This is a genomic window from Neobacillus sp. NPDC058068 (assembly GCF_042885335.1).
Lineage (GTDB): Bacteria > Bacillota > Bacilli > Bacillales > Cytobacillaceae > Neobacillus.
Genome location: NZ_JBHVSI010000009.1, coordinates 81,603 through 94,871, shown reverse-complemented (window position 1 = coordinate 94,871; position 13,269 = coordinate 81,603). Strand labels below are relative to the sequence as shown.

16 protein-coding genes and 2 riboswitches are annotated in these 13,269 nt (G+C 39.3%); of the genes, 8 read left to right on the top strand and 8 right to left on the bottom strand.

Going from position 1 to position 13,269, the window contains the following annotated elements; genetic code table 11:
- Positions 1–9 precede the first annotated feature (9 nt).
- The 3 genes from ACFVSW_RS12320 to ACFVSW_RS12310 form a co-directional block, all read right to left on the bottom strand.
- The gene (locus ACFVSW_RS12320; RefSeq protein ID WP_387316251.1) at positions 10–807 is read right to left on the bottom strand and encodes an ABC transporter substrate-binding protein; all 798 of its coding nucleotides are present in this window, start codon (positions 805–807) and stop codon (positions 10–12) included.
- Positions 808–861: 54 nt separating this feature from the next.
- Positions 862–1,797, bottom strand: coding sequence for an HPr(Ser) kinase/phosphatase (gene hprK, locus ACFVSW_RS12315; protein WP_387316249.1), 936 nt, complete (start codon positions 1,795–1,797; stop codon positions 862–864).
- A gap of 164 nt (positions 1,798–1,961) precedes the next feature.
- Positions 1,962–2,408: a YaiI/YqxD family protein gene (locus ACFVSW_RS12310; protein ID WP_387316247.1), complete on the bottom strand. Its 447-nt coding sequence runs from the start codon at positions 2,406–2,408 to the stop codon at positions 1,962–1,964.
- 184 nt (positions 2,409–2,592) lie between these two features.
- Here ACFVSW_RS12310 and ACFVSW_RS12305 point away from each other — a divergent pair, with 184 nt between their 5' ends.
- The 4 genes from ACFVSW_RS12305 to ACFVSW_RS12290 all read left to right on the top strand — a co-directional run bounded on the left by ACFVSW_RS12305 (position 2,593) and on the right by ACFVSW_RS12290 (position 4,167).
- Complete coding sequence (locus tag ACFVSW_RS12305) at positions 2,593–3,033, top strand: cell wall hydrolase (RefSeq protein ID WP_387316244.1); 441 nt, start codon at positions 2,593–2,595, stop codon at positions 3,031–3,033.
- A gap of 178 nt (positions 3,034–3,211) precedes the next feature.
- Entirely contained in the window at positions 3,212–3,394 is a 183-nt protein-coding gene (locus tag ACFVSW_RS12300) for an SE1832 family protein (protein ID WP_387316243.1), read from the top strand.
- 81 nt (positions 3,395–3,475) lie between these two features.
- Positions 3,476–3,769 (top strand): RNA polymerase alpha subunit C-terminal domain-containing protein, encoded by a 294-nt coding sequence (locus ACFVSW_RS12295; RefSeq protein WP_387316240.1) that lies wholly within the window; start codon positions 3,476–3,478, stop codon positions 3,767–3,769.
- A 107-nt stretch (positions 3,770–3,876) separates the two neighbouring features.
- A complete protein-coding gene (locus ACFVSW_RS12290; RefSeq protein ID WP_387316238.1) occupies positions 3,877–4,167 on the top strand; it encodes a hypothetical protein in 291 nt (96 codons plus the stop codon).
- 74 nt (positions 4,168–4,241) lie between these two features.
- Here ACFVSW_RS12290 and ACFVSW_RS12285 read toward each other — a convergent pair whose 3' ends face one another.
- The 5 genes from ACFVSW_RS12285 to ACFVSW_RS12265 form a co-directional block, all read right to left on the bottom strand.
- Positions 4,242–4,583 carry a zinc ribbon domain-containing protein YjdM gene (locus ACFVSW_RS12285; protein WP_387316236.1) on the bottom strand — a complete coding sequence of 114 codons (342 nt, stop codon included), beginning with the start codon at positions 4,581–4,583 and terminating at the stop codon, positions 4,242–4,244.
- Between the two features lie 215 nt (positions 4,584–4,798).
- Entirely contained in the window at positions 4,799–4,909 is a 111-nt protein-coding gene (locus ACFVSW_RS12280) for a hypothetical protein (RefSeq protein WP_387316235.1), read from the bottom strand.
- Between the two features lie 68 nt (positions 4,910–4,977).
- Positions 4,978–5,679, bottom strand: coding sequence for an MgtC/SapB family protein (locus ACFVSW_RS12275; RefSeq protein ID WP_387316233.1), 702 nt, complete (start codon positions 5,677–5,679; stop codon positions 4,978–4,980).
- 99 nt (positions 5,680–5,778) lie between these two features.
- Complete coding sequence (gene mgtA / locus ACFVSW_RS12270) at positions 5,779–8,514, bottom strand: magnesium-translocating P-type ATPase (protein WP_387316232.1); 2,736 nt, start codon at positions 8,512–8,514, stop codon at positions 5,779–5,781.
- 319 nt (positions 8,515–8,833) lie between these two features.
- Positions 8,834–8,998: riboswitch (M-box (ykoK) riboswitch) on the bottom strand.
- 66 nt (positions 8,999–9,064) lie between these two features.
- Positions 9,065–9,511, bottom strand: a complete 447-nt coding sequence (locus ACFVSW_RS12265) for a MarR family winged helix-turn-helix transcriptional regulator (protein WP_387316229.1) — start codon at positions 9,509–9,511, stop codon at positions 9,065–9,067.
- A 148-nt stretch (positions 9,512–9,659) separates the two neighbouring features.
- On the opposite strand from ACFVSW_RS12265, the gene ACFVSW_RS12260 reads away from it, so the two are divergent.
- The 4 genes from ACFVSW_RS12260 (at position 9,660) to ACFVSW_RS12245 (ending at position 13,267) form a co-directional block, all read left to right on the top strand.
- Entirely contained in the window at positions 9,660–10,592 is a 933-nt protein-coding gene (locus tag ACFVSW_RS12260) for an NADP-dependent oxidoreductase (protein ID WP_387316226.1), read from the top strand.
- 429 nt (positions 10,593–11,021) lie between these two features.
- Positions 11,022–11,131, top strand: a riboswitch (TPP riboswitch).
- Positions 11,132–11,207: 76 nt separating this feature from the next.
- Positions 11,208–12,203, top strand: coding sequence for an ABC transporter substrate-binding protein (locus ACFVSW_RS12255; RefSeq protein WP_387316223.1), 996 nt, complete (start codon positions 11,208–11,210; stop codon positions 12,201–12,203).
- A gap of 12 nt (positions 12,204–12,215) precedes the next feature.
- Positions 12,216–12,506 carry a thiamine-binding protein gene (locus ACFVSW_RS12250; RefSeq protein ID WP_387316220.1) on the top strand — a complete coding sequence of 97 codons (291 nt, stop codon included), beginning with the start codon at positions 12,216–12,218 and terminating at the stop codon, positions 12,504–12,506.
- Positions 12,506–13,267, top strand: a complete 762-nt coding sequence (locus ACFVSW_RS12245) for an ABC transporter permease (protein WP_387316218.1) — start codon at positions 12,506–12,508, stop codon at positions 13,265–13,267. The genes ACFVSW_RS12250 and ACFVSW_RS12245 overlap by 1 nt, the downstream gene beginning before the upstream one ends.
- Positions 13,268–13,269: the final 2 nt, after the last annotated feature.

The following is a 13,269-nucleotide window of genomic DNA, read 5'->3' as shown; positions in this document are numbered from 1 at the left end:
TACCGCCACCTAGATAGTGCTCTTCTCTATTTTCTTTGTTAATTTTTTTAAATACGCGCCTGCTATTACCATTTTCGCTCCATACCAAAACATTTCACCGTCCACTAAGAAGATTTTTGTATTCGGTAGAAATGCTTGAAATTCTGCTAGATGTTTTTCTTGAAATGGAAATGGTTCGGAAGCAAGCAAAAGCACATCAAGATTTGCATCTGCAAGCTCCTCTTTTGTAACGATAGGGTACCTTGATTCTCCCTTTTCGAAGGGATTTTGGAAGCCAAGTGTATGTAATACATCATTTATGTATGTCGTTCCGCCAACCACCATATATGGTTTTCTCCAAATAACATAGGCTGCATTTAGATTCTGCTTATACGAACGGTCGGGGAAGGATGTTTTGCAGGATGCGGTGAGATGATTAGCTTTCTTTTCTCTATTTGTCAGTAATCCCAGCGTTTCTATCAGCCGGTAGGAATCGTCTATCTTTTGTACCTCCAAAACGAAAACTGGAGCAATTTTTTCTAGTGCAAGTACAATTTCTTTTGTGTTTTCTTCTTTTTCAGCTAGTATAAGATCAGGTTGTAATTTACGTATGGTTTCCTCATTCACTTCTTTTGTACCGCCTACGATTGGGACGTTTTCTACAACCTCTTTAGGAAAAATGCAATATTTTGTGCGGCCAACTATTTCTTTTTCAAGACCGAGGGCAAAGAGTGTCTCAGTAATGGCAGGACAAATGGAAATAATGCGCTTTGGTACAGTGGAGAGATTCACATGCCTCCCCAGATGATCCGTTAATAAAAGTGACATCAGATTCTCCTCCAGTTTACTCATAACTCATCTAGCTAACTATTAAATTAATCGTTATTCCTTACCTGAATTCGTAATATCGGCCTCAATCCTGCTCATGAACTCTTCTGCTGCACTGTATCCCTGCTGCTTCAAATACCAGTTATTTGCGGCTGCCTCAATTAACCCCGCCACATCACGTCCAGGCTGGAGTTGAATTTCCATTGATGGAATCTTAACGCCCATATAGTCTGTATAGTGAAGTTCCTGGTCCAAATCATTATACAAGGCATCCTTTTCCCATTTCGTTAAATTAATATCAAGAGCAATTCGTGATTCGTCTTGAAAAGCCTTACGACCGTACAAGCGAACCACATTTAACAACCCAATACTGCGCAGAGCCAAAAACTCCTTGGTTTTTTCATCATGCGTACCCAGAATGGTTTGTGGGCTGAGCTTCTTTAGGACAACAATATCATCAGCAACCAGCCGGTGTCCGCGGCGAATTAACGTATGAGCCGTCTCGCTTTTCCCTACCCCTGATTGACCGCGAAGTAGAATCCCAATGCCGGACACATTCATACAAACTCCATGCACAGCAATTTCTGGTGCTAATTCCTTCACCAAATACGCATCCAATTTTGTGATAAAATCTGAAGTTGACTCAGGCTTGTTTGTTACTAACAAGGGGATACCCTGTTCTACACAATGGTGAGTTAGGTAGGTAAGTCCTTCTTCCCCAGCCGTTACGATAAAACATGGCGGATGATAATGGACGATATTTCCGATTCGTATTTTCCGTTCCTCATGACTTAACTTATGTAAATAGGTAATTTCCTTTTTTCCTAGAATTTGAACTCGTTCTGTCGGAAAAAAATCAAAATGGCCAACAAATTCTAGGCCCGGACGATGTACCCGTGATTGCGTAATTATTTTTTGCAGCTGGCTTTCACCGGCCACAACTTTCAATGAAAACTTCCGAACTAAGTTTTCGACTGTTATTTTTTTCACCCTATACTCACCGCCCTAATAGCCTCTTATATTTGAATTATACTTAAGAATAATAGAATCGTCATCCATTTACGAACTTATTCTTGTAAGGCTAGATCATATCATTCGAGTATATTCACATCGTAACTAATCATGCAAAAAGCAATGAAGAATATACTTTGTGGTTATGTATTTTGAGCAATGGCTCTTTTAAAAAGCTCCCTAAATTGCTCCCTATCTTCTGCTGTAAAAGGCTTTGGCCCCTTTGTCCGCTTTCCGCTTTTTCGAGCCATGGCACTTAAATAACGTGTTTGTAATAATTGATCAATGTTTTCATTTGTATAGGTAAAGCCTTTATGATGGAGGACTCTACACCCTTTTGCTAATCCGAGCGACGCAAGACCATAATCTTGGGTAACAATTATATCTCCTCTGTCAGCTAATTTCATAATCCGATAATCCGCAGCATCCGCTCCAGAATCAACATAAATGGTTTCCACTCCTGATGGTTGTTCCGCAGTTGAAAAATGTGAAAAGCTCGTAACAAGGATGACAGGAATTGCCGCATTCGTCCCTTCCGAGATAATAATATCTTTTACTGGACAAGCATCTGCATCAACATAAATTTTCATCTTTATCTCTCCTGTAAATAAATCGAATTGCTAATGATACTATTGAAAAATTTGCCTTATGTCAAAAAAATACCCTATCCTCTGGGAAACAAAAGTTTTTGAACGTAGGCTGAAAGCTGATTTTATTGAAAATAGTCTACATCAATGTAGGCTTTTTTTCATACTATATTTTGGAGGTGAAAAAATGCCACGAGTAAATTATCGAAGTTCTGACGTCGACTTAATGGCAAGGATGATGAGAGCTGAAGCCGAAGGTGAAGGAAAACAGGGAATGTTATATGTTGGAAATGTAATTGTAAATCGCGTGATAGCAGATTGTTTAGATTTTAAAGAAGTAAGAACGATTCCCAAAGTCATTTTTCAAGTACAAGGAGGAAATTATTCCTTTGAAGCTGTTCAGAAAGGGAATGTCTTTTATCAAAGGGCGAGATCTGCTGAAAAAAGATTAGCAAAACAGAATTTGGAATATTGGAGAGAACACCCAGGGAAATATGCACTTTGGTATTTTAATCCATACGCCCCATGCCCTCCAACATGGTACGGTCAACCTCATTCTGGTCAATTTAAAAATCATTGTTATTATGAACCAAAAGCTGGAACATGTGATAGTGTTTATCAAGGTTAAGCTTACTCTTTGAGTAAGCTTTTTTACATACTTGAAGGATGTTTAGACAAATTAAAATATTTAACAGCTACAAATCGATCGGATCTTCATTTTTGGAACTAGCTATTCCTGTACTGTTTTTGCTCGTTATACTAAATGGTATAATCATTTAAACCAACAAAAATGAGGGAGAATGAAAATGGATAAAAAAGAAATTGAATATAAAATTCGCGAATTAAAATATGAATATGTTCGTCTACAGAATGACTTAGAAAAATTGGAGAACGTAAAAGGGAATTTATCTCCTCTTGAACAACAGTTAGCAGCCATCGAGATTGAACTCCATTTGCTTAACGAAACCTTGCGGAAAAAGGAATTGTAACCTTAAAAAAGCGGAGCTAAGTTATGGCGAGCCGGGGATTAAGTACAATAGCCAATTTCATTAGAAGAGGGGATATTTCAAATGGCACCTTCGGAAAAATATTTAAGAACTTGCAACAAAGGACACAACTATTATAAAAGCAGCGATTGTCCAACCTGTCCGACTTGTGAGCAAGAGCGCAAACCAAGTCAAGGATTTCTTTCATTACTCTCGGCTCCAGCAAGACGAGCATTAGAAAACAATGGGATCACTTCTTTACAGCAGCTTTCAAAATATAGTGAAAAAGAAATTTTGCAATTTCACGGTATGGGCCCTGCTTCTTTACCTAAACTTAGATCTGCTTTGCAGGAAAGTGGTTTATCATTCAGAAGGTAAAACCCTGCCTTAATGCCGTGGTGCCCACAGCATAGATTTACTTCTAATAACAAAGACATGTTCCTTTCCAGTCTACCTTGAAAAAGTAATGAGAAGGGGTAGTAGTGATGATGATTAGTGATTTTATTGTTGATTTACTTAGTAGTCTTTTGCAGTCGATTATTCCTACTTCAAAGTCAAAACTTGAAAAAAATATTGATCAGTTAATGGGAGAGAAATGGTTTTCCCAATTGAATAATGATTATCGATATAATTATATCATTTGGCATAATAGGAAGGTTAAACGTTTCTTAAGCAAGCCTGAAAATGTAAAGATTCTCAAGAGCAACGAAGATAAGAAAGAAAAATTTATCCGTCTTGTTATTCAGGAACATGAAAAATTCGTGAAGTTATATTGAAAAAGGTGCCTGATCCCCGTTGCGTTAATACTTTATTGCTTCGGGGATCAGGCACCGCTCATGCACTACATCATTTAAACCTTTTTAACAAATTCAGACTTTAATTTCATTGCGCCAAAACCTTCAATTTTGCAATCAATATTGTGATCCCCATCAACCAAACGGATATTTTTAACTTTCGTACCTACTTTTAAAACTGATGAGCTCCCTTTCACTTTTAAGTCCTTGATTACTGTCACAGAATCCCCATCGGTTAAAACATTTCCATTTGCATCTTTGAATACTTTTTGATCTTCATTATTTTCAGTTTCTAAGTCTAAAGCCCACTCATGAGCACATTCTGGGCAAACAAAAAGACTTCCATCCTCATACGTGTATTCTGAATTACATTTTGGACAATTTGGTAAATTAGACATATCGTTGTTTCCTCCATTAACCCCTGAAATTGCCGAATATCGAAATCCTTTCCATTTGGATTTCGAATTTGAATTTTATTAGGGCGTTCTTGATATGCCTATATATTGGCATAGTAATCTTGTTTGGACAAGCCCTTCAGAAAAAAGGTGCCTGCCCCCCAGTGTGCAAAAGCGTTAACGCACCGGGGAGCAGGCAACAGTTTTCTTTCACAAGATTACTTTATCCAAACACCATTTGAATCAAGCTTATACCCTTGAATAGTTGTGTTTGCCGCCATTTGCCCGCTTGCATACAAGTAGTACCATTTTGTCCTACGTGTACCCACCCGGTTTCCTTAGGAACTACAGCCAACACTCTTTATTTTCACTAAAAATATTTGAAAACATATATGTGTCAATCAGCATCTGGCTCTGAAAGGTCTTTCCACCCAACAGCTGTGACACCAGACTCTAAACTCAGCCGGCTCACGATTTTTTCTATAAGTACTGCCTTTTTTACATCACAATGTAAAACTGCTCGAACAGTTACTTTGTTATTGCCATCGATGTCTTCACTGTACAATTCCTTCAGACCAATACCCTCTGAATGAACCATATGCATTAATAATACTCTAATATGTGCCTCCTCATGATCGAAACACGTTGCAGAGATTACATAGTTCATGTTTTCTAATATTTGATCTCTTGATTTTTTATTCATAATTGATGCAACCGGGCGAAGGACAATGTTTGCTAAAACAACACCTAAGGCTCCGATGATTGCTGGCAAAAGGAATCCCGCTCCAACAAGGGTTCCAACGGCCGCGGCACACCATAGTGTAGCGGCCGTATTTAATCCGCGAATACTAAAGCCCTCTCGAATAATTACTCCTCCTCCGAGAAAACCGATTCCACTTACAACCTGAGCCGCAATCCTTGTTGGGCTTGACTCTCCCGGGATCATGACAGATACTAACACAAATAAACAGGCGCCTAATGAAACAAGGGCGTTCGTTCGTAAACCTGCCATACGATGGCGCCATTGACGTTCTGTTCCAATACAGGCTCCCGCAAATATTGCTACCATTAAGCGAATGATTATGTCTTGCCATACCATTCCTTTCACCCCCGTCAAAAGAAAAGGGGAGGATTACAGACGTAACCTCCCCTCTTGATTTTATTAACAATATTTTTTGTAAAAATAACAATATTATCCCTATAACCAACTATTAAACTTCTTAATATAGAATTTTTTCAAGAATTGCGTTAATAACGCATAGCCGATTAAAATTCCGGCGAGCCATGGGAAATAGCTAAGTGGCAGTGGCTGCAATCCGACGGCTGCACCTAATGGTGAAAACGGGATGTAAATTCCAATCGCCATGATCAGTGCTGTTAATAACAGAACTGGAACAGCTGCCGTACTTTGGATAAATGGAATTTTTTCTGTGCGAATCATGTGGACAATCAATGTTTGAGTGAGCAAACCAACCACAAACCATCCAGATTGGAACAAGGATTGATGGGCAGCAGTATTCGCACCAAAAATGTTCCACATGACGACAAACGTAATAATGTCAAAAATTGAACTAATTGGGCCAATCCAGATGATGAAATTACGTAAATTGGAAGTATCCCATTTTCTTGGTTTTTCTAAAAAACTCTTATCCATTTTATCCCAAGGGATAGAAAGCTGAGACAAGTCGTATAGCAGGTTTTGAATTAATAAGTGTATCGCCAGCATTGGAAGAAATGGAATGAAAGCACTAGCGACTAATACACTAAATACATTTCCAAAATTAGAGCTTGCGGTCATTTTAATATACTTCAAAATATTTCCGAATGTTGTTCGTCCTTCAATAATCCCCTCGTCCAACACATTTAAGCTTTTTTCAAGCAAGATAATGTCAGAAGATTCTTTGGCAATATCCGTCGCCGTATCTACAGAAATCCCGACATCTGCATCCTTTAATGCAATGGCGTCGTTAATGCCGTCACCCATAAAGCCTACTGTATGACCATTTGCTTGCAATGCATTAATCACACGCGACTTTTGCATTGGATTCAATTTGGAAAAAACAGTCGTAGTTTCAGCAAGGTCTGCTAATTCTTGTTCAGATAGATGATCAATTTCTGTACCAAGCACGGGTTCACCAACATCGATTCCTACTTCTTTACAAACTTTACGTGTAACAATTTCATTATCTCCAGTTAAAATCTTAACCTGTACGCCCTGAGCTTTTAATGTTCGAATCGCAGATGCTGCCGATGGCTTAGGAGGATCCAAAAATCCAATATATCCTGCAAGCACCATTTCCGCTTCATCTTGATGTGAATAAGCTTTTTCACGATCAGGTACATCTCGCTTATAGGCAACGGCGATGACGCGAATCCCATCAGCATTCATTTCTTCACTAAGATGTCTAATTTGATGCTTCATCATGTCCGTAAGCGGCACGACTTTACCGTTACTATCTGTGTGCGTACAAATGGATAGAATTTCTTCAACAGCGCCTTTACACACCATAATATTCATATTGCTTGCATCCCTGACAATGACAGACATACGACGGCGCGCAAAGTCAAACGGAATTTCATCTACTTTGTAAAATTCACTAGTATCTAATTGATGTTTTTCTTCAGTATGTTCTATGACTGCTTTATCTATGAGATTCTTTAATCCGGTTTGATAAAAGCTATTCAAATAGGCAAGCTGCAGAACATTTTTACTTTTGGCACCTGTTGGATCTAAGTAACGGACCAGTACCACTTTGTCTTCCGTCAATGTACCTGTTTTGTCTGTACAAAGTACATCCATTGCCCCGAGGTTTTGGATTGCATTCAACTGTTTTACAATCACTTTCTTTTTCGACATCCTGACAGCGCCTCTAGCCAAATTCGCTGTAACAATCATTGGCAGCATTTCCGGTGTAAGCCCCACCGCAACGGCGATTGCAAAAAAGAACGCCTCTTTCCAGTCTCCTTTTGTAAAACCGTTAATGAATAACACAATTGGAGCCATAACAAGCATAAATTTAATTAACAACCAGCTTACACTGTTAACCCCGCGATCAAAACTTGTTTGCGGCCGTTTTCCGACGACACTTTTTGCTAATGAGCCAAAATAACTATTGGCACCCGTAGATACAACGACGGCTGCTGCACTACCGCTGACAATATTCGTTCCCATGAAGCATAGATTAGCCATTTCAAGCGGGTTACCATTTGCTTTAAGTGGACCAAAACGCTCTTCCTCTATGCCAAAACAATTCTCATACTTTTCTACTGGTAGTGCTTCCCCGGTTAATGCGGATTGGTTTACAAATAAATCTTTGGCTGTAAGGACACGAACATCGGCCGGTACTATATCACCTGCAGAAAGCTTGATAATGTCACCGGGTACAAGCTCTTCAATCGGAAGTTCCTTTGTATAGCTATCGTCAACCAACTTATTTGAAAATTCTCCCTTTCTCGACACAGTTGCTGTCGTACGGACCATTGCTTTTAATTTTTCAGCCGCTTGCTGCGAACGAAATTCTTGCAAAAAACGGATGGTTGCACTGATTAAAACCATCGACGTTACCACAATTGTTCCTTGCATATCATCCGTAAAGAAGGTCAATGCCCCCAAAGCTAACAAGACATAAATAAAGGGATTATGAAACGCCAAAAGAAATTGAAGATACCATGCTGGCGGCTTTTCGTGGGCCACTTCATTTCTTCCGTGTACTTCAAGACGTCTTTCCGCTTCCTTTTCGAAGAGCCCCTGTGATGTTGTTGCTAAAAAAGTTAAGGCGGCGTTAGCATTTCTTGTTGCAACCTCAACTAAGATTGCATTACTTTTCTTGTTTATTTCTTGATCAAAGGAAGCTTGTCCTTTTCGGTTTGCTCTTGTATTTGCTCGATACATGTCCATTTGCTCATGTCCATGTTGTTTTTTTGCGTTTAACATTGGTCGTTTCCTCCTTTTTTCATGTGGAGGAAGCCCATTGTTCCTAGCTAACTATTATTAGTGAGGGAGGAACAAGTCGTTCCCTGCCTACATGTTTCATTATTGACGTGCTACATATTGGTATTGGAACCGTATCTCCAGACGACATTGTTCCTCACCTCCTTACCTCTATTATGTTTTCAAGATATTTTATGAATTGTCCAAGAAAGGAGTCATAATGAAAAGGCCCTTTCTCATCAACGAGAAAGGGCCTGATTACATACTAAAAACACGCACCAATAAACCTGCTTATTTCAAGCAGAGTTCATCAGTAACAACCGCACCTCTCCCTCGTCGAAGTTTTAGCACTGTATAGCATAGGTTCATACCAGCTAAATTAAGAAAGACCTTCATTCCGATCATTCCTGTTGACCCATTGGCGTCTCTCGACATTTTTGGGCATTAGCGTTTCTCTATACAGGAGCCTCACCTAACAGAGACATATTCAATTTTCACCCATACTATACTCCCGTTATAAAAAAGTGTCAATGATCTTTTTTCCATTTTTCGTCTAAATTATATTGTTATATAGAGTATTCAGTATATCTACAAACTGAATCCGTTGTTCATCTGATAAAGGTTCAAGCAATGTTTCTGCGGCATCAAGCATACTAGTACGAGCTTTCTTTATGAGAGGGGGAGCCGCTTCGGTTAATTGCAGGAGTGTAGCGCGACGGTCCTCAGGGTCCGGCAGACGAACGAGCAGTTTTTCTTTTTCAAGGGCATCTACAAATTGAGTAACGGTTCGAGCTTTTATTCCAATTTGCTTAGCTATATCGTTCATCCGGATATTCGGATTTTCTTCCAGGACGATGAGAAATCGGAGTCTTGGACCTGTTAAATAGTCAGGAATGCCCAAATTGGTTATGCGCTTTTCGAATTGTTGGTGCAATAGATGATTGGTTTTAAAAAGCATTTGTAACAGATCGCTTGCTGTCGGAACGACCGAATGTGACATAAACAACCTCCTTGACGTACAGTTATATACTGAGTATACTCAGCATATAACAAGTAGTGAGTATACTCAATAAATTCCATCTTACTTCATTAACGAGTTTATTCAAAGAGAAAAAATCACATTTATTACTGTAAGGGAGTGTGGGACGATGATTGATAACATGATGGAAGCTGTCCTTTACCACCAATTTGGCGATCCGGATGTAATGAAAGTTGCGCAGCTGAAACGACCGGAACCACAGGAAGGTGAAGTCCTTGTTCGCATTCATGCTTCAGGCGTATTGCCAATTGATTGGAAACTACGTCAAGGATGGATTCCTATGCCAGTACGCTTTCCTGTTATTCCAGGCAGTGCATTTGCGGGTATTATTGAAAAAGTAGGAGCAAATGTTACCGAATTTGAAGTTGGACAAAAGGTGTTTGGACGTAGCTCTAATGGGACTTACGCAACTTATACGACCGTTTCGACAGATACTATCGCGTTGAAGCCGGAATCGATTGGATTCGAGGAAGCAGCAGTGATATCCGGCGGTGCAACAACTGCTTGGCAAGTATTGATCAATGACGGGAATGTAACGGCCCAAGATCGGGTTCTGATTCATGGTGCTGCAGGTGGGGTAGGACTGTTTGCCGTTCAATTTGCAAAATGGAAAGGAGCATACGTCACAGCGACAGCTGGTCCAGCTAATGTGGACTTCGTTTATTCCATAGGAGCAGATACGGTTATTGATTACACTTCAACTCAGTTTGAAAAGGTCGTTCATGACATGGACTTTGTTTTCGATACTGTTGGAGGAGAGACACTTGAGAGATCTTGGAACGTTATTAAACAAGGCGGGACACTAATTTCAATAGCGGGACAACCGTCATTAGAAAGAGCACAAGAAGAAAACGTTAAGTTGATTAAGCCAAGTCGGTTGTTTGCTAAGAAGGATTTGGAGGCTATTGCAAGATTAATGGATGAAGGGAAAGTAAAAGGGTACGTTGGTCAGCGGTTTTCATTGCAAGAAGCAGTAAAGGCTCATGAACTTAGTCAACGTGGACATGGACGCGGCCGAATCATACTTTCACTAGTTGAATAACCATAAAGCAGTTATTTACTTTTGTGATGCAATCATTTTAGATTAGCAACCTCAGTATTTAATTCTTATTAATTTAATGAATCGCTTGATAAAACTATCAAATATTAATCGTTTATTCATAGTTTGTTCATTTCTAAAGGTTATGATAAATACATGAAACGGACATAATCTTTTCATCCCTTTCAACCCCCTTTTAATATATATTTTTTATCCGGCCAATTGCCGGATATTTTTTTTGATCTTATTACTTAATTATGAATCCTTTGCCATTTGCACTTCCGACTGCTCTGATAGCCTTTTTATTCCCAATCAAAACAGCAATATCAAAGAAGAATTTCTTCGTTGCACTCCTTTCTAAAGAATTACCATATTTTGCACTGGTCAAAATAAAGGTTTCTGTTATAATTTGTTTGGAATAAAATTTAATAGCTAGAATTGTAGGGGGACCGGTGTTGCCGGTTGAGATAGCATCCTTAAGATGCTGACTCTTAGAACCTGATCTGGTTAATGCCAGCGGAGGGAACATATTCTTAAACAAATAAATTTGTTTGCTTATATGCGCCCTGGGTTCTCCCCTAGGGCGCTTTTATTATGTACATAGGAGGAATAGGAATAATGAAGAAGTGGTTAATCGCAATATGTTCATTATTAATGATTGCGGGCTGTAGCAATTCGAATTCAGCATCAGAAGCGAACAAGAATGACAAACACTCTCTGAAAAAGGTATCTGTCGTACTAGATTGGACACCAAACACGAATCATACCGGTTTATATGTGGCAAAAGAAAAAGGCTATTTTAAAGATGAAGGATTAGATGTGGACATCATTATGCCAGGTGATGCTGGAGCAGATCAGCTTGTGGCTTCAGGTAAATCAGAGTTTGGCGTAAGCTATCAGGAATCGATCACACAAGCTCGCATACAAGGAGTTCCACTTGTTTCTGTCGCAGCCGTTATTCAACACAATACATCTGGTTTTGCCTCACCAGCTGCAAAAAACATTGTTTCACCAAAGGACTTTGCAGGTAAAACATACGGTGGCTGGGGCTCACCTGTTGAAAAATCGGTTATTTCTTCCTTAATGAAGAAAGAAAATGCCGATGTCAATAAAGTTTCGATTGTCAATATGGGAGATACTGATTTCTTTACAGCTGTGAAACGAGACATCGATTTCGCATGGATTTATTATGGATGGACTGGTGTTGAGGCAGAGCTCCGTGGAGAAAAGCTCAATATGGTATACCTAACAGACTACTCTGATAAACTCGATTATTATACACCAGTTATCGCAACGAATGAAAACATGATTAAAGAAAACCCAGATACAGTAAAAGCTTTTGTAAAAGCTGCTTCCAAAGGGTATGAATTTGCAATTAAACATCCATCCGATGCTGCCGACATTTTAATTAAAGATGTGCCTGACTTGGATCCAAAGCTTGTGAAGAAAAGTCAAGAATGGCTAGCCTCTAAATATCAGGATGATGCACCAAGATGGGGCGAGCAAAAACAAAAAGTATGGGAAAATTATGCTACATGGATGTTTGACAATGGACTTCTTGAGAAAAAGCTTGATGCTAAAAAAGCATTTACAAATAAATTTTTACCACAATAAGGGGGAAATGAAATGACAAATTCACTGATCAGTATTCAAATCATACCAAAAACAAAAAATGGCGAAAGTGTTATTCCTTATGTAGATGAAGCAATCCGAGTGATTCAAGAGTCAGGGGTAAAATTCGAGGTACATCCGCTTGAAACCACAATGGAAGGCGATTTTCAGCAATTACTACAGGTGATCACGAAAATGAATGATCGCATGATTGAGATGGGCAGCAGTAACGTTATCTCACAAATAAAAGTATTGTACCAGCCATCAGGGATCTCCATGGATCAGCTTACGGAGAAATATAGATAATGATGAAAATCATAGCGAAAGGGTGGAGACCGGTATTGGTTCTCCTCCTTTTATTCATTGTATGGGAAACGGTTACGATTAAAACTGGAGTTCCGGATTGGCTTTTACCCACTCCGACAAAAATATTTTATGAGGGTTTCGATGGTTGGGCTAACTTTTACCCTCATTTATTATCAACGATCAAATTATCCTTACTCGGATTTGCATTCGGTTTATTAATCGGGGTAGTTACAGCTATTCTATTGCACTTGCTCCCTTTCATTCGGGAATCGATTTATCCGTTGCTAATCATCTCACAAAACATTCCTATTATCGTCCTAGCTCCTCTTTTAGTGATTTGGTTTGGCTTTGGATTATTACCAAAAATGATCGTCATCACGCTCGTTTGCTTTTTTCCTATCACCGTTGCCGCATTAGATGGATTTAAGCAAACTTCCAATGAGTTAAAGCATTACATGATTATGGCAGGAGCATCGAATAAGCAATTATTTTGGAAGCTAGAGCTTCCCTATGCCCTTCCTTCCCTATTTTCAGGTTTAAAAATTTCCGCTACCTATAGTGTCATGGGTGCAGTTATTTCTGAATGGCTTGGTGCGAAGGATGGTATCGGTGTTTATATGACGCTCGCCTCCTCATCCTTCCGTACAGATAGAGTTTTTGTCGCCATATTTGCTATTGTGGCATTAAGTTTATTATTTTTTTCTATCATCGTTCTGATTGAACGCTGGCTCGTTCGGTGGCAGTTGAAAGGGGCGAAATGAAA

Coding starts and splice junctions, on each gene's coding strand:
- ACFVSW_RS12320 (WP_387316251.1), bottom strand. CDS start 807: ATGTCACTTTTATTAACGGATCATCTGGGGAGGCATGTGAATCTCTCC.
- ACFVSW_RS12310 (WP_387316247.1), bottom strand. CDS start 2,408: ATGAAAATTTATGTTGATGCAGATGCTTGTCCAGTAAAAGATATTATT.
- ACFVSW_RS12305 (WP_387316244.1), top strand. CDS start 2,593: ATGCCACGAGTAAATTATCGAAGTTCTGACGTCGACTTAATGGCAAGG.
- ACFVSW_RS12300 (WP_387316243.1), top strand. CDS start 3,212: ATGGATAAAAAAGAAATTGAATATAAAATTCGCGAATTAAAATATGAA.
- ACFVSW_RS12295 (WP_387316240.1), top strand. CDS start 3,476: ATGGCACCTTCGGAAAAATATTTAAGAACTTGCAACAAAGGACACAAC.
- ACFVSW_RS12290 (WP_387316238.1), top strand. CDS start 3,877: ATGATGATTAGTGATTTTATTGTTGATTTACTTAGTAGTCTTTTGCAG.
- ACFVSW_RS12285 (WP_387316236.1), bottom strand. CDS start 4,583: ATGTCTAATTTACCAAATTGTCCAAAATGTAATTCAGAATACACGTAT.
- ACFVSW_RS12275 (WP_387316233.1), bottom strand. CDS start 5,679: ATGGTATGGCAAGACATAATCATTCGCTTAATGGTAGCAATATTTGCG.
- mgtA (WP_387316232.1), bottom strand. CDS start 8,514: ATGTTAAACGCAAAAAAACAACATGGACATGAGCAAATGGACATGTAT.
- ACFVSW_RS12265 (WP_387316229.1), bottom strand. CDS start 9,511: ATGTCACATTCGGTCGTTCCGACAGCAAGCGATCTGTTACAAATGCTT.
- ACFVSW_RS12260 (WP_387316226.1), top strand. CDS start 9,660: ATGATTGATAACATGATGGAAGCTGTCCTTTACCACCAATTTGGCGAT.
- ACFVSW_RS12255 (WP_387316223.1), top strand. CDS start 11,208: ATGAAGAAGTGGTTAATCGCAATATGTTCATTATTAATGATTGCGGGC.
- ACFVSW_RS12250 (WP_387316220.1), top strand. CDS start 12,216: ATGACAAATTCACTGATCAGTATTCAAATCATACCAAAAACAAAAAAT.
- ACFVSW_RS12245 (WP_387316218.1), top strand. CDS start 12,506: ATGATGAAAATCATAGCGAAAGGGTGGAGACCGGTATTGGTTCTCCTC.